The organism is Asaia sp. Ae19-3 (assembly GCF_059801175.1).
Window position 1 is genome coordinate 2,248,270 of record NZ_JBCHWF010000001.1, and the last position, 14,662, is coordinate 2,262,931.

At 60.0% G+C, this 14,662-nt stretch carries 12 protein-coding genes and 1 pseudogene; 8 read left to right on the forward strand and 5 right to left on the reverse strand.

Going from position 1 to position 14,662, the window contains the following annotated elements:
• Positions 1 to 59: 59 nt before the first annotated feature.
• The 5 genes and pseudogenes from AAID99_RS09775 to aptA form a co-directional block, all read right to left on the reverse strand.
• Positions 60 to 1,316 carry an NAD(P)/FAD-dependent oxidoreductase gene (locus AAID99_RS09775; RefSeq protein WP_188425703.1) on the reverse strand — a complete coding sequence of 419 codons (1,257 nt, stop codon included), beginning with the start codon at positions 1,314 to 1,316 and terminating at the stop codon, positions 60 to 62.
• A gap of 24 nt (positions 1,317 to 1,340) precedes the next feature.
• Positions 1,341 to 2,790, reverse strand: a pseudogene (locus tag AAID99_RS09780) (aldehyde dehydrogenase family protein).
• 47 nt (positions 2,791 to 2,837) lie between these two features.
• A complete protein-coding gene (locus tag AAID99_RS09785) occupies positions 2,838 to 4,163 on the reverse strand; it encodes an amino acid permease (RefSeq protein WP_188425701.1) in 1,326 nt (441 codons plus the stop codon).
• A gap of 59 nt (positions 4,164 to 4,222) precedes the next feature.
• A complete protein-coding gene (locus AAID99_RS09790) occupies positions 4,223 to 4,630 on the reverse strand; it encodes a tautomerase family protein (RefSeq protein ID WP_188425700.1) in 408 nt (135 codons plus the stop codon).
• 30 nt (positions 4,631 to 4,660) lie between these two features.
• Complete coding sequence (aptA, locus tag AAID99_RS09795; RefSeq protein WP_188425699.1) at positions 4,661 to 6,013, reverse strand: omega-aminotransferase AptA; 1,353 nt, start codon at positions 6,011 to 6,013, stop codon at positions 4,661 to 4,663.
• A gap of 232 nt (positions 6,014 to 6,245) precedes the next feature.
• On the opposite strand from aptA, the gene AAID99_RS09800 reads away from it, so the two are divergent.
• The 8 genes from AAID99_RS09800 to AAID99_RS09835 all read left to right on the forward strand — a co-directional run bounded on the left by AAID99_RS09800 (position 6,246) and on the right by AAID99_RS09835 (position 14,273).
• Complete coding sequence (locus tag AAID99_RS09800) at positions 6,246 to 7,688, forward strand: aminotransferase-like domain-containing protein (protein WP_188425698.1); 1,443 nt, start codon at positions 6,246 to 6,248, stop codon at positions 7,686 to 7,688.
• A gap of 479 nt (positions 7,689 to 8,167) precedes the next feature.
• Positions 8,168 to 10,351, forward strand: a complete 2,184-nt coding sequence (locus AAID99_RS09805) for a TonB-dependent receptor (protein ID WP_188425697.1) — start codon at positions 8,168 to 8,170, stop codon at positions 10,349 to 10,351.
• Positions 10,352 to 10,476: 125 nt separating this feature from the next.
• Complete coding sequence (locus AAID99_RS09810) at positions 10,477 to 11,670, forward strand: amine dehydrogenase large subunit (protein ID WP_188425696.1); 1,194 nt, start codon at positions 10,477 to 10,479, stop codon at positions 11,668 to 11,670.
• Positions 11,667 to 12,188 (forward strand): MauE/DoxX family redox-associated membrane protein, encoded by a 522-nt coding sequence (locus AAID99_RS09815; RefSeq protein ID WP_229719611.1) that lies wholly within the window; start codon positions 11,667 to 11,669, stop codon positions 12,186 to 12,188. The genes AAID99_RS09810 and AAID99_RS09815 overlap by 4 nt, the downstream gene beginning before the upstream one ends.
• Entirely contained in the window at positions 12,185 to 12,784 is a 600-nt protein-coding gene (locus AAID99_RS09820) for a thioredoxin domain-containing protein (protein WP_188425695.1), read from the forward strand. The genes AAID99_RS09815 and AAID99_RS09820 overlap by 4 nt, the downstream gene beginning before the upstream one ends.
• Complete coding sequence (gene mauA, locus AAID99_RS09825) at positions 12,771 to 13,376, forward strand: methylamine dehydrogenase (amicyanin) small subunit (RefSeq protein WP_188425694.1); 606 nt, start codon at positions 12,771 to 12,773, stop codon at positions 13,374 to 13,376. Before AAID99_RS09820 ends, mauA begins: the two co-directional genes overlap by 14 nt.
• On the forward strand, positions 13,373 to 13,837 hold the full coding sequence (locus tag AAID99_RS09830; RefSeq protein ID WP_188425693.1) for a c-type cytochrome: 465 nt from the start codon (positions 13,373 to 13,375) through the stop codon (positions 13,835 to 13,837). Before mauA ends, AAID99_RS09830 begins: the two co-directional genes overlap by 4 nt.
• On the forward strand, positions 13,815 to 14,273 hold the full coding sequence (locus AAID99_RS09835) for a c-type cytochrome (protein WP_229719608.1): 459 nt from the start codon (positions 13,815 to 13,817) through the stop codon (positions 14,271 to 14,273). The genes AAID99_RS09830 and AAID99_RS09835 overlap by 23 nt, the downstream gene beginning before the upstream one ends.
• The last annotated feature ends 389 nt before the right edge of the window (positions 14,274 to 14,662 follow it).

A 14,662-nucleotide genomic window follows, 5' to 3' on the forward strand; every position in this document is an offset into this window, starting at 1 on the left:
CGCAGAGCCAGCCTTCGCAGATCAGACACTCGGCCAGCTTTACCGGGTCTGAACTGCCATCAGAAACCGAGACGATCCTTGATGCGGCCTTTCATGATCCCCGCAACGACGCCCGCTTTCCAAGCGAAATGCAGCGGAATAGGCTTGATCGGCCGCTCGGGAAAAAGCACAGCCCCGCCCTGTACCATCTCGGCAAGGTTCTGACCCATGAGCGTGGCCATGGCCACGCCACGGCCATTATAGCCCAGACAGGCCAGCAGCCCCGGCTCGGGTCGGTGCAAATGAGGGTAATGATCGAGGGTCAGAGCCAGCTGCCCGTTCCATCCGGTCTCCCATTCCAGTTTCTGAAGCTCGGGCCAGAGTCGTCGCGCGCGGGCCATGAGATAGGGAAAGGCCTTTGCTCCTTCGAGATCGCGCGACGCAGAGCGCCCGCCCATCAGCAGGCGACCTTCGGCATCGACACGATAATAGGTGGTGATTTCGCCAAGCTCATAAAGTGATTCACGTTGCGGCAAAATTCTTTCGCGCAGCGATAATGGCAGCGGCGCGCTGGCGACGATGGCGCTGTAGACCGGCACGATCGAGCGGCGCAACGTATCGAGCAAAGGGCCGGAATACGCATTTGTGGCGAGGATGACCTGTTGCGCGCGCACTGAGCCGTTGGACGTGATGACACGCCATCCCTCCCCTGAGCGCCTGAGCGACGTGACGGCCGACCGGTCATGCAGCCGCGCCCCGGCTTTCATGGCAGCGCGCGCCAGACCGCGCGTATAGGCAAGCGGGTCGAGCTGGCCACCACGACGATCCAGCATACCCCCATGATAGAGGCTGGTGCCGCTACGCGCCGTGATGGCCCCTTTCGTCAGAATTTCGGCCGGGTTGCCAATCGCCACACATTGCCGGGCAAGCGTCTCGAGCGGCGCCATCTGGCCTTCGGCCGTCGCCGCCCGGATCGTCCCGCTGCGCAGGGCGTCACAGGCGATATCGTGCCGGGCGACAAGGTCGAAAACGAGATCCGGCGCGGCCCAGGCCCGCTGTGCCAGAACCGCCCCACGCTCTGGGCCGAAATCACGCAAAACCTGTTCTGGCGTCGTCTTGAGGCCAGGGTTGATCTGGCCCCCGTTGCGGCCTGATGCCCCCCAGCCTGGCTCTTGCGCATCGAGAACGACCACATCGTGCCCGGCCTCTGACAGATGGAGTGCCGCAGAAAGCCCTGTCAGACCGGCACCGATAACAACGATCTGCGCCCTCGCCTCCCCGGTCAGAGAAACAAGCCCTAGAGAGGCCTCCTTGCGTGCGTAGAGACTGGGATTCATGCGATCTCCCCTGCGCGCTGCGCTTCAGCCGCCGTAACCGATCAGGGCCCGTATTTCGAGGAAATCATGCAATCCCCATTTCGAGCATTCACGGCCATTGCCTGACTGACCGAAACCGCCAAAAGGCGCGGCTACCGTCCAGTCAGCACCGTTGATGTTCACGTTGCCTGCGCGTGATGTTCACGTTGCCTGCGCGCAGACGCCGCGCCACCTTGCGCGCATGAGCGAGATCGCCTGACTGCACATAGGCAGCGAGACCATAAGGCGTATCATTGGCTATGCGGATGGCGTCCTCTTCATCGTCATACGCAATGATCGACAGCACGGGCCCGAAAATCTCTTCGCGGGCGATGGTCATGTCGGTCGTGACATGGCCGAAGACCGTCGGCTGAACATAATAGCCGGTCTCAAGCTCCTTGGGTTTGCCTGCGCCGCCCACAACAAGCGTCGCCCCCTCTTCAATCCCCTTGGTGATGAGCGCCTGGATACGACCATATTGCACCTCGCTCACGACCGGTCCGAGCTGGGTCTCTTCATCCGCAGGGTTACCCAGACGCAAGGTGGCGACGGTCTGTGCGGCGAGAGCCATCGCATCTTCCATGCGGGCGCGGGGCACAAGCATGCGGGTAGGCGCATCACAGGACTGACCGGAATTGCTCAGGCAGCCGCGCACGCCACGCTGGACGGCTTCGGTAAAATCGGCATCAGGCAGAATGATATTGGCCGATTTGCCTCCCAGTTCCTGATGCACGCGCTTGACCGTATCGGCAGCCAGCTTGGCGACCGCAGCCCCCGCCCTTGTCGACCCGGTGATCGAGATCATCGCGATATCGGGATGGGCCGCCAGTGTCGCGCCGACGCCGGGACCATCGCCATTGACCATATTGAAGACACCTGCCGGAACACCCGCCTCATGCAGGATATCGGCGAAAACCAGTGCGCTCAGAGGCGCAACCTCGCTGGGCTTGAGAACCATGGTGCAGCCTGCCGCCAATGCCGGGGCGACCTTGCACATGATCTGGTTCATCGGCCAGTTCCAGGGCGTGATCAGCCCGCAGACGCCTACGGCCTCGCGGGTGATATAGACATCCCCCTCAGGTCCCTCGAATGAGAAATTGCGCAGAACCGCGATCATTTCTTCCAGATGCGCCAGCCCTGCCCAGCTCTGGCTGTCGCGCGCCCGGGCAATGGGCGACCCCATTTCGAGCGAAATGGCCTGAGCCATATCTTCGCTGCGTCGCTTGTAGATGGCGAGCATGCGCTCAAGCACCGCCAGACGCTCTTCGCGGCTCGAAACTGACCAGGTAGGAAAAGCCGCTTTTGCGGCCGCGACAGCGCGCTCGACATCGACCTCATCTCCCAACGCAATCTGCGCGCAGGGCTGCTCACTGGCCGGGTTGATAACGTCGATCTTTGCCGTGCCATGCGGCTTGATCCACTGACCATTGATATAGAATTCGAGAGCATGGGACATGAGAGAGCGTGATCCTGAGAGCGGAAAAGCGGGAAGCGGAAAAAGGATTATTCCCCCGGACGGGAAAGCGAACAGACGCGCCGTGGCGCCTTGCCCATGAGCTGGCGCAACAGGGCAACACCGCCCATCAGCATCATGGTGACGGTGCTCAGAGCGAGTTCGTGTCGGGTATGGGCAACGAGTGCCATCGCCACCAGAGCGCCCATCAGCAACACGAGCGTCAGAAGCGGCGTGAGACCCATGCCGCACAGACGAATGCGCGTCAGCACGATCAGCGCATTGTGGAAAATGATCAGTGCACCGGTGGCACTGAGCAGAAAGGCAAAAACGGCATTGGGTGAGGCAATCGCCACAGCGGCAATGGCGAGAGCGGCGGCAGCGCTGAACAGCACGGCAATGCGCGGCGCCTGTGTGCGCGGGTCGAGACGCATGAAGTGACGGGGGGCATCATCGACATCGGCCAGTTCGAACAGAACGCGCGACGTTGCATAAAGCCCTGAATTGAGGGTGGAGAGCATGGCCGAGACAATCACGATTTCCATCGCGGCACTGGCAAAAGGCACATGCAATCGGTTGAGCACCAGCAGAAAAGGCGATTCACCCGGCACGACCTGCGACCAGGGCACCAGACAGAGAATGAGGGCGACAGAACAGAGATAGAAACCAACAACCCGCAGGGCAACGGCGCGCGTAGCCCTGGCGATATTGCGATCGGGGGCATCGGATTCGAGCGCTGCAATGGTTACCACCTCGCTACCGGACATCGAGAAGATGATGGCCGGAATGACCGCAAGCAAGGCCATCCAGCCATGCGGCACGAAGCCACCAGCCAGAATGGCTGCATGGGGTGGGCTGTTGCCATGCATAAGGGCCCCGAGGCCGATCAGGATGAACACGGCAATCGCCGCGATCTTGAGCATGGCAAACCAGTATTCAAGCTCGCCATAGGCCTGCACTGCCAGCAGATTGGCCGCTGTCATGGTGCCTAGAATGATCACCTCAACCAGACCGAAAGGCAGATGGGCGAGCGGCGCCAGCAGCGCGGCAGCAGCCATGATCTCGATCGCGAGCGTCGTGACCCAGACAAGCCAGTAGGTCCAGCCGGTCATGAAGCCTGCATGCCCCCCGAGGGCATGACGGATCTGATTGACGAAAGACCCGTGACCCGGTGCCCGCAAGGCGATATCGCGCAGCATCAGATTGACCAGAAAGGTCATGAGCCCTGCAAGAGCGTAAGAAAGCAACGCGCCCGGCCCCGCCACGGATATCGGCGTCGAGGCACCTATGAAAAATCCTGCGCCAACCACGCCCCCGATGGAGATCATGGCAATATGGCGCGGTCGAAGACTGCGGGCGAGCGCGTTTTCTGTCATGCACGATCCTATGAAGCGGCCTGCGATAGAGCCCTGTAACTGGAACGTTCCGTATTCGATCAGGATTCGGCTGGCAGGGGAAGCTCACCGGTCAGAAACTGGGCACGACCGTGACCGAACGACCAGTGGGCATCTCCATTTTCAACAACCGAAATCATGACATCGGAAGGGAGAATGCCACAATCCCTTTCGAGATAATTCGTGAGAAGCCGGTAAAATTCCGCAACGGACTCAGCCCCTCTCGGACGACTGAACATCTGCAGCAGCACCATGGATTTTGTGCGCGGAATATCGAGACCGGTATCCTCGACAATCATGTGGCTGGGCTTGTGTTCCGTTACAATTTGATAACGATCTCTGCGGGGCACCTGAAAGGCCTCGAGCATGGCCTCGTGTGCCGAATCCAGAATATCCCTGATCTGCTCCGGGGTACGGCCTTCAAAGAGATGAAAATGCAGCAATGGCATGACTATGTCCTGAATAAAGAATGAGGATCGTCAGTGGGTCACGGTTGCGATAAGGCCCGCCAGTGTTTCCCCCATGGCGCGCAACTCCTGCGGTGTCGCGACAAAAGGTGGCGCGAGGGAGACCGTGTCACCTGTGCAGCGCAGAAGCAGCCCGTGGCTGAGGCCAAGCTCGAACAGCTTCAGCCCCCGCGCACCGGGGGCAATTGAGTCGGGTTGCAGATCAATGGCTGCAGCCAGACCGATATTGCGGACATCGGTAACTCCCGGCGCGTGATCGAGCTTGTGGACCGTCTCCTGCAGCACGGTCTCCAGAGAAAGAACACGCTCGAACAGGTTTTCTTCCTCCATGATATCAAGCACAGCATTGCCGACAGCGGCTGCCAGAGGGTGACCCGAATAGGTGTAACCATGCGCGAATTCGATGGCATTTTCGGGTCCGGTCATGAACGTCCCATAGAGATCGCTGCGTACGAGAACGCCCCCCATGGGCACGACACCATTCGTGACCGCCTTGGCAAAGGTGATCATATCGGGAACGACATCGAATCTCTGCGCGGCAAAGGGCGCCCCAAGGCGACCAAACCCGGTAATGACCTCGTCGAAAATCAGGAGAATTCCGTGCCTAGTGCATAGTTCACGCAGGCGGCGCAGATAGCCGACAGGCGGCACGATCACCCCGGTAGAACCCTGCACCGGCTCGACGATGACAGCAGCAACTGTGCTGGCATCATGCAGCGCGACCAGACGGTCGAGATCATCTGCCAGATCGGCCCCTGCCGCAGGCTGACCATGCGAAAATGCTGCTGTGTCGGGCGTATGGGTGTGGCGCAGATGATCGACGCCATTCAGCATGCCCGCCGCAAACATCCTGCGATTGGGCACGATGCCGCCTACGGAGAGCCCACCGAAACCAACCCCGTGATAACCCCGCTCGCGCCCGATCATGCGAAATCTGCCGCCTTCGCCGCGCAGACGATGATAACCAAGGGCTATTTTCAGCGCCGTATCGACGGCCTCTGAGCCTGAATTTGTGAAAAACACATGGTCCAGACCGTCTGGCGCCATCGCAACGATCCTGTCAGCCAGCCTGACCGTGACCGGGTTGGTTACCTGAAACCCCGTGCAGTAATCGAGCGTCTCGGCCTGTGTTTTCAGCGCCTCGACAATACGCGGGTGAGCATGACCGAGGGGGGTGCACCACAGGCCCGAAAGCGTATCGAAAAGTGTAGCGCCCTCGGGCGTCCGATAATAACAGCCTCTGCCAGAGGCGATCAGGCGCGACGCCGAATTCTGCCTCACGCGCCGGTTGGCCGTAAATGGCATCCAGTACGTTCCTGCCGCAAGACTGCGCACAGGATCGAAATCGGAAGGCGACGATGCCATAAGGGGACTCTCTTGTTATTCGATCGGGGCATGGCTGGCACGCATCTCGCACAGGCGAGGCTCGCGATGGCCTCACTATTCCAATCCCGAAATAAACCTGTCTATATACAGTCAGGCGATCCCGCTGCGTATCTGTGCCGGTCCGTGCAGCGATACAGCTTCATATCGCCATACGGGCAGAGGATTTTCGCGTGGTCAGACCCTGTCTTTTTTTATTGGAGCACATGCGATCATGATCAGGCTGGACCATAATGCTGCCACCCCTCTGGTCGGTCAGATCGTCGATGCCATACGCACACGCATCGTTGCTGGCACCTGGATGGATGGAATGAAGCTTCCGTCCATCCGCAAACTTGCAGAAGGATGCGGCGTCAGCCCCCTTACCGTGTCGAATGCCTATAACCGGCTGGTTGCAGAAGGATTTCTTCAGGCCAGGCGGGCCAGCGGCTATTTTGTGACGCATGAGCCAAATGCGGCTTCCGGTGCAGTCGAGACGGCCAGCCCCCATCCTTCGGTCGACTCGCTCTGGCTGTTGCAGCGCGCCTATGAAGGCGATGTCCGGCAGATTCAGGCGGGGTGCGGCTGGCTTCCCGAAAGCTGTCTTTATACCAGCGGCGTGCGCTATGCGCTCAACAGCCTTGGTCGTCGGCCTGACATGCAGGGCCTCGGCTATGGCAACCCCTATGGGCATGACGGCCTGCGCGAGCAGATCGCGCTCAGTCTTGCGCGTCAGGGCATAGCCTGCCAGCGCAGCGGTATCATTCTCACCCATGGCGCGAGTCAGGCTCTGGAATTATCCATACGCTGCCTGACACGACCGGGTGACACGATTCTGGTTGAAGACCCCGGCTACTGCAATCTCTTTCCCGCGCTGCAGGCCTTGGGTCTCACCCTGTGCGGGGTACCCCGCCTCAAGGATGGCCCCTGCACCGAGAGCTTTGCGAGACTGGCACGCGAGAAGCGACCCAGGGCCTTCATCATCAATACCCGCCTGCACAACCCGACCGGCACCTGCTGCTCGGCGCCCGTTCTGCACAAGCTGCTGCGCATTGCCGAAGCCCATGACATCATGCTGATCGAGGATGATATTTTTGGCGATCTTGCCCCCGACACGAGCCCGACCCTCGCCTATCTGGGCCAGCTCGATCACGTGATCCGAATCAGCAGCTTCTCGAAAACCATCTCGCCCGGCCTGCGCGTCGGCTATGTCGCTGCCAGCACGGTCATTGCACGGGAAATTCTCAAGCTGAAAATGGCAAGCAGCCTGACCAGCACCTCGATTTCCGAAGCCATTGTGCATCATTGCCTCGCCGATGGGCGTTATCGCCTTCATCTGGCCAGGTTGCGCGAAAGGCTGACACATCTTCAGGAAAAGGCGCTCAGACGCTTTGCAAAAACCGGCCTCGTGCCGTTCTGCAAGCCTGAAGGCGGCATGTTTCTCTGGATGCGATTCGCCCAGGAACATGACGTGCTGCAACTCACCCGCGACGCCGCCCGAGCCAATTTTCTTTTGGCACCGGGAAGTTATTTCTCACCCGATGGCGCGCCATCGCCATGGCTGCGCTTCAATATCACCCAATGCGACAGGCCTGAGATATTCACCTTTCTCAATCAGTGGCGAGCCGCAAACAGGGGCGCGCAACGCGCTGAAACGGCCCTGTCCGCCCCCCGGTGAAACAGGCTCCTATTATTTCCACAAAAACGTTGCGCGTTCGATTTTATGCACATAGAGTTTGACAAAGGATGACGGCGCAGCCCGACCCGTGCCCTGGGCATGATGTCAGCGCTCCCCTCATCTTCAAGAAAATCGTGCTCTGACAACGCACAGCGCCCCGAGACCGTATTTAGGGGACTGACATGGGCGGTTTCGCTCAAATTGTTACGAACACCAAACGAGATGGAACGGATATGATCAAATTCACCCGCCCCACCCGATTTGATCCACGATGTCGCGTCCCGCCCCTCTCTTTTCGAACTTTGCTCTGCGCCTCGGCGCTTTTCGTCGTTCTTCCCCAATCCGGCCACGCTGCCAGCAAGGCGGAGAGCCATCGAAAATCGGGCGTTCCTTCTGCGCGTGCCGCAGGGACATCGGCGCATACTCCCCAAATAAAACGGTCTCCCACCCATATTGCCCGCTCGGGTGGCAATGAGACGATGACAGTCAGTGCCAGCCGTACGGCTTCGCGTGGCGCCGAAAACGTCATCTCCAAAGCCGTCATGGCCCAGTTCACCCCCGGCACCAGTGTCCTTAAGGCGGTTGATCGCCTCCCTGGCGTCAGCTTCAGCTCCACCGACCCGCTGGGCATCGATACATGGGGGTCGAGCATCTATGTGCGCGGCTTTTTCATGGACCAGCTCGGCGTCACGCTGGATGGTATTCCGCTCAATGACCAGACCTATGAAAGCAATAACGGCCTGAACGTCATTCAGGCCTCGATCTCGGATGATATCGAGCGTTCTGTGCTCTCCGAGGGCCCTGGCGGCGTCGATGTTCCCTCGACCTCCACGCTTGGTGGCACGCTGCAATTCGAAACCAGCGACCCCAAGGACAAGATGGGCGGAAAGATCTCGCAGGGCTTTGGCACATACAGCTCCTATCGCACCTATATACGCGGTGATTCCGGCGTCCTGAATCCGAGCGGCACCAAGGCCTTCGTGGCCTATTCGCGCAGTGAGGAAGGCAAATGGATGGGGGGTGGCACCCAGTTCCAGCAGCAGGTCGATGCCAAAATCGTGCAGCCTGTCGGCCATGACAGCGTGATCAAGGCCTTCTTCAACTGGAGCGACCTGCAGGAATGGGGCTATCAGGACACGTCTCTGGCCATGATCGACGCGCTTGGCTGGCGTGTGCCGCATCTTTATCCGAATTATGCCCTGGCCACGGCCTATGCTTCAGGTGCCGTTTCACTGCCTACCTCAGCCGCTATTCAGGCCAATGGTGACGAGCCCTATCTTTATGACGGTGGCCAGGCAGAGGTCGATTATACCGGCGGTCTGAACATGGATCTGGCGCTGACAGATCACCTGCGCTGGAAATCGACGCTCTATGGCACCAGCCAGACGGGTTATTATACCTATGCCGATTACAGCACCCCTTCCGCCGGAACGGGTGCCCCGTTCTCGGAAGAAGTATGGCAGACCAGGCAGGAGCGTTATGGCTTCACCTCGGCCCTGAATTATCGCATCGCGCATCACACGATCGATACGGGCGTCTGGTTTGAGAACAACAACCAGCAGGCCGATCTGTTCTGGTATAACGAGCCCCTTCTCGGCACCGGATCCCCGCTGAAAACAGTGGGCCCCTATGACACCTATGGCCCTGCCTTTCTTCAGGGCTATGGCTTCATGTGGCACACCAACACATTCACCTATCATCTTGAAGATACCTGGCGGCCGCTCGATAATCTGCGCCTGACGGCCGGATTTAAATCCATGCTCTCCACCACGGCGGGTGGCGCCAATTACAATAATCCGGATTATACCGGTGCCGACGCACTGCCCAATGGCAGCATGACCGCCTCTTCGGCCTTTCTGCCCCATGTGGGCGGCAGCTGGCATTTTCTGCCGCATCATGAATTCTATTTCGACCTCGCCGAAAATATGCGCAGCTATCAGGTATTGCCCAATGGTGTAGGTAATGCGCTGTGGTCGGTGCAGGACCAGGCGACCTTCGACCAGCTGCGCCAGACCGTCAAACCCGAGCGCGACTGGGTTTATGCTGTCGGCTATCGCTATACCGACAAATACCTCCAGGCCAGCCTGGCCGGCTATCACGCCGATGCCAGTCACAGATTGCAGGCTGCCACTGAAGGCACGATTACCAACCCGGTATCGAGCGTCGCGCAGACGAGTGTTCACACCAATGGCGTGGATGCCGCCCTGACCCTTACCCCGATCAAGGGTCTCTCCCTGTATAACAGCGTGAGCTACAATCACTCTACCTATGGTGGCAACATCACGACGGCCGATGGTATTTATTATACCAAGGGCAAGAAGGTCGTGAACTATCCGCAGTTCATGTACAAGGCCAATCTGTCCTATCGCTGGAAAGGCCTCGAAACGCATTTCGATGTTCATTATTACTCGAAACGTTATTTCAGCTATACCAACGACACCTCAGTCGGCGGTTACTGGCTGACCAGTGCTGGCGCCCGATACAATGTCGGCAATTACGGTTTTGCCAAGAACATCACCATCGATTTCAATGTCTATAACCTGCTCAACTCGAAATATATCTCGATGATGGGCGAAAACGGCAACCCGATGTCGGGCGATTACCAGTCGCTCGAACGCGGCTCGCCACGACAGTTTTTCGGTACGGTCAGCACCGAGTTCTGACTCCGCTCCCTTCGCCGCAGGCGAGACCGTGCAAAGGCACATGTCCCCTGCGGCACCTTCATTTTCCAGATTTTTCGCCCTTAAGCGCCTTCTCGTTTCCGCCCCTCCGCAAGGACCGAACCCCAATGCGTTTCCTCTCCAGAAAACTGGCCGGCATGACAGCGCTGTTGCTCGCTGGCGCAGCCCTGACACCCTGCGGCAAGGCCCTTGCGGATGATCCCGTTCTGCAGACGGAAGAAAGCGACATCATCAAGCTTTCTCCGGTCACGCCCCATCGTATTCTCGTTCAGGACCCTGTCGGCCATCATGCCAAGGACGGGCGTGTCTATGTTGTCGACGCCGACCAGGGCAAACTGCTTGGCATGGTGCAGGCGGCCTATAACGGCAATGTCGTCCAGGACCCCAAAGGGCGCGCCTTCTATGTCGGCGAAACCGTCTGGTCGCGCGGCAATCGTGGCGACCGCGCCGATCTGCTTGCAACCTATGACCCGCAGACGCTCGAGATCACCAATGACGAAGTGCTGCCCGGCCGGGCGCTCGTTACACCCAAGAAGAACGATCTGACCATCAGCCACGATGGCGGCCGCGTCTATGTCTATGACATGGTGCCGACAAATGCCGTTCACGTGGTCGATACGGCCACCCACAAGGTCGCCATAAATGTCGGGCTTCCCGGCTGCGCCCTGACCTATCCCTGGGGCAATGCCGGTTTCACCTCGATCTGTGCCGATGGCAGCCTCGCCAATGTGAGCATTGGCGCCGACAAGGCCGACATCACCCATACCAAGCCGTTTTTCGACCCCGAGAAAGACGCTGTGTTCGAACACAGCCCGTCCCATAGCGAAGATGGCAAGACCTATTTCATTTCCTATAGCGGTCTGGTCTACCCTGCGACGCTCTCGGCCCATACGGTTATCGACAAGCCCTGGTCGATTCAGGAAGCCGCAGGCATGAAAGCCGCGACCAACGCCGACAGCCCGTTTACCGTCACCTGGCGCCCGGGTGGCTGGCAGCTTGCGGCCCTGCATTATGCAAGCGGCCATCTCTATGTCGCGATGCATCAGGGTACATTCTGGACGCACAAAGTGGCCGGTTCGGAGATCTGGGAACTCGACGTGGCCACGCACAAGCTGCTGCGCCGCATCAAGCTGCCCAAGCCAAGCTCGATGGTTGGCGTCACCCAGGATGCCAACCCCCTGCTCTTCACGGATGACGAGGCAGGTGATTTCTTCATCTGGGATCTGAAATCGGGCAAGATCGTCCACACCATGAAGCATCTGGGTGACGATCTCTATTTCACGGTTGCTCTGGGGGAATGATGGGCGCGCTTGCTCTGCAAATGGCCAGTGCTCTGGGCACCGATGCCGTCGGGGCCCTGTTTCTGGGCACGGGCATTGCCAAAATGCTCGACCAGCCCGGCTTTGCCTCGGTCATCGCGTCCTATCGTCTTGTCCCGCTCGGCGCAGCCTTTCCTGTTGCACGCTTGCTGACAGGCGCGCAGATTCTGCTTGGAGTCTGGCTCTGCTCCGGCGTTCTGACCCGCGCGGCCTGTCTCTGTGCCGTGATACTGCTGGTTGCGTTCGCGCTGGCCATGGGCATCAATGTCGCGCGCGGCCGTACCGGACTCTCCTGCGGCTGCCTCCCCGGCCGCAACACGCCGCTTTCCAGCCGGTCCGTCATGCAGACCCTTCTTTTGGCGCTGCTCATGCTCGGAGCCGGCAGCATCGGTCATCCCCCCGGTGCCCTGCTGGGCGCGATTACCCTGCTGGGCGGTGTTTCCCTTCTGCTTCTGGCGCTCGCCGCCTCTCAGCTCGGCAACGCAGGAGACGCGGCATGACGGTTTTTCTGCTCATCTCCACCCTGCTTCTGGCGGGGCTGTGCTGCGCCCTCGCCCTTGCCGTTCTGGTGCTGGCCCGACAGATCGGCGTGCTGCATGAACGTATCGCTCCTATCGGGCAACAGCCTGTTCTCTCCGGCCTGCAGGCCGGGCAGGCCCTGCCCCGTATCACCGCGCGGCGCCTTGATGACTCTCCTTTCATTCTGGGTGGACAGCATGACACCGGCAGGTCGAGCCTGATCCTGTTTGTCTCGCCCGATTGCCCTGTCTGCAAACGCGTTCTGCCCATCGTGCAGGCTCAGGCCAGCATCCATGATCTCGATCTTGTTCTTGCAGGCGAAGGCGATGTCGTGGCCCTGCGTGCCATGGCTGCAGGCATCCGTCTTGGGGCAACACCTTTCGTGACCAGCCAGGAGCTGCTCCTGCTGCTTCAGATCGGCAGACTGCCCATGCTCGTTACCCTCGATGCCCGTGGCGTGATCACAGCACGTGACGTGGCCAATACCAGACAACAGGTCGAGGCGCTGATTGCGACCCTTCCTGCTCCCCCTTCCCCCTCGCTTGAGACCAAGGAGTTCCTCCATGACGCAGTCTGAACTGATTTCGGGCCGCGCGATCCAGGACGGTGTCTCGTCCAGCCCGCTCGACCGGCTAACGGAACGCCTGACACGGCGTGTCGCCGGCCACAGCTCGCGACGCAGCGTGCTTGGTCGCCTTGGCGCCTGGGCGACATTCGGCGCCATCGTGCCGCTTCTGCCGGTCGAACGTGCCTCTGCTGCAACCCCTACGAAGAAGGACGATAAGGCTACCGCAAAGGCGCCTTCTCCTTTTGCTGCCAAGGCACAGACAACCGATCCGACCGCCTGTGACTACTGGCGCTACTGCGCCATCGACGGCTTTCTCTGCGCGTCATGCGGCGGCGGTGTGCATAGCTGCCCCCCGGGCACACGCCCGTCGCCTACTTCATGGATCGGCACCTGCTTCAACCCGCGTGACGGCCAGTCCTATCTCGTGGCCTATCGCGATTGCTGCGGGCAGGATGCCTGCAGCCAGCCCCCCTGTCTCGGCACGGATGGCGACCAGCCCAGCTATCGCCCCCAGGCCAATAACGACATCATCTGGTGCTTCGGCACGGGTGCGCTCGTCTATAACTGCTCCACATCCGTCATCGTCGGAAACGCTTCATGATCAGACGTCTCCTTCCCTTCGCAAGCCTTCTGGCCCTGCCGCTTCTTACCGGTGGCCTCGCCCATGCCGAAGACGGTGCGGCCATCTACAACGCCAATTGCAGCGTCTGCCATCAGGCAGGCGGCGCAGGCTCTCCGGGGCAGTTCCCCCCGCTGGCCGGACGTATCGGCAAGATCGCTGCAACGCCTGAAGGCAAGACTTATGTCGCCGATGTGCTACTCAATGGCGTTCACGGCACGATCGAGGCAGGCGGCGCCAGCTATATGGGCTTCATGCCCTCGTTCAAGGCTCTCACAGACGACCAACTCGCCATGGTGCTGACCTATATCAGCTCCCTCAATTCGCCGGGCGCCCCGGCCTTTACCGCCGATGAGGTCAAGACTGCGCGCGCCGCGCCGAAGAAGGCCAAAGAAATTCTCGCCGAAAGAAAGGCCCTGAATGACGCGCATCCGCTTCCCTGATTTTCTGCTCGTTGGCGCTCTTTTCCTGCTCGGCCTCGCGGGTGCGGGCGGGGCAAGGGCGGCGACACAGACCCATACGGTAACGAATTATCTGACCCATTGCGGCGGCTGCCACGGGATCGAGGGAATTTCAGGCAGGACATTCGTGCCCACACTGCGCGATCAGGTCGGATGGTTCGTCTGCTCACCGGAAGGCCGGGATTATCTCGTGCGTGTTCCGGGAATTTCGATGTCGCTGATACGTGATGATCAGGAACTGGCTGATGTCCTGAATTTTGTCGTCTTCCGTCTGGGTGGTTCCAGCACACCGACAGGAACGAGGCCATTTACCGCTGCGGAAGTGCATAAGCTGCGGGCCCAGCCTCTACAGACCGACGACCTGATGGCCCTACGTGCCGAAGTGCTCAGCCGCGCCCGCGCCGCCTGCCCCCATTGACGGCGGGTTCTGCTCAAACAGCATTGAGCCGGTGGGGTGCTTTCGCCAGCTCGGCTGCGTATCCGTCAGGAACAAGCTGTGGAGTAAGCAGAGGTCAGCCCGGCGCGTGACACAGAATGGGAAAAGCAGGCCCGGCAGCCCCTCATTGGCAGCCCATGGAATAAACGTCTCACTGACCTCAAAGGTGACACAGGACTACCCCTGCAGACGGCCTTATCAACACCAGAGACGATGCGGAACGTTGGCCCCTGCTCCCTCCTGCCATGTCCTGCGAAACACTACCTGGGATAAGCCGCAGCTACTTCCAGCACAGACGCTCATCGGGGACGCCTTGCTGACAGAGCCTCCTGAGAGAAAGATCACGTTTGCTCACGCGCCTGCTGGTATTG

Coding starts and splice junctions, on each gene's coding strand:
- AAID99_RS09805 (WP_188425697.1), top strand. CDS start 8,168: ATGACAGTCAGTGCCAGCCGTACGGCTTCGCGTGGCGCCGAAAACGTC.
- mauA (WP_188425694.1), top strand. CDS start 12,771: ATGACGCAGTCTGAACTGATTTCGGGCCGCGCGATCCAGGACGGTGTC.
- AAID99_RS09800 (WP_188425698.1), top strand. CDS start 6,246: ATGATCAGGCTGGACCATAATGCTGCCACCCCTCTGGTCGGTCAGATC.
- AAID99_RS09830 (WP_188425693.1), top strand. CDS start 13,373: ATGATCAGACGTCTCCTTCCCTTCGCAAGCCTTCTGGCCCTGCCGCTT.
- AAID99_RS09810 (WP_188425696.1), top strand. CDS start 10,477: ATGCGTTTCCTCTCCAGAAAACTGGCCGGCATGACAGCGCTGTTGCTC.
- AAID99_RS09785 (WP_188425701.1), bottom strand. CDS start 4,163: ATGACAGAAAACGCGCTCGCCCGCAGTCTTCGACCGCGCCATATTGCC.
- AAID99_RS09820 (WP_188425695.1), top strand. CDS start 12,185: ATGACGGTTTTTCTGCTCATCTCCACCCTGCTTCTGGCGGGGCTGTGC.
- AAID99_RS09775 (WP_188425703.1), bottom strand. CDS start 1,316: ATGAATCCCAGTCTCTACGCACGCAAGGAGGCCTCTCTAGGGCTTGTT.
- AAID99_RS09815 (WP_229719611.1), top strand. CDS start 11,667: ATGATGGGCGCGCTTGCTCTGCAAATGGCCAGTGCTCTGGGCACCGAT.
- aptA (WP_188425699.1), bottom strand. CDS start 6,013: ATGGCATCGTCGCCTTCCGATTTCGATCCTGTGCGCAGTCTTGCGGCA.
- AAID99_RS09790 (WP_188425700.1), bottom strand. CDS start 4,630: ATGCCATTGCTGCATTTTCATCTCTTTGAAGGCCGTACCCCGGAGCAG.
- AAID99_RS09835 (WP_229719608.1), top strand. CDS start 13,815: ATGACGCGCATCCGCTTCCCTGATTTTCTGCTCGTTGGCGCTCTTTTC.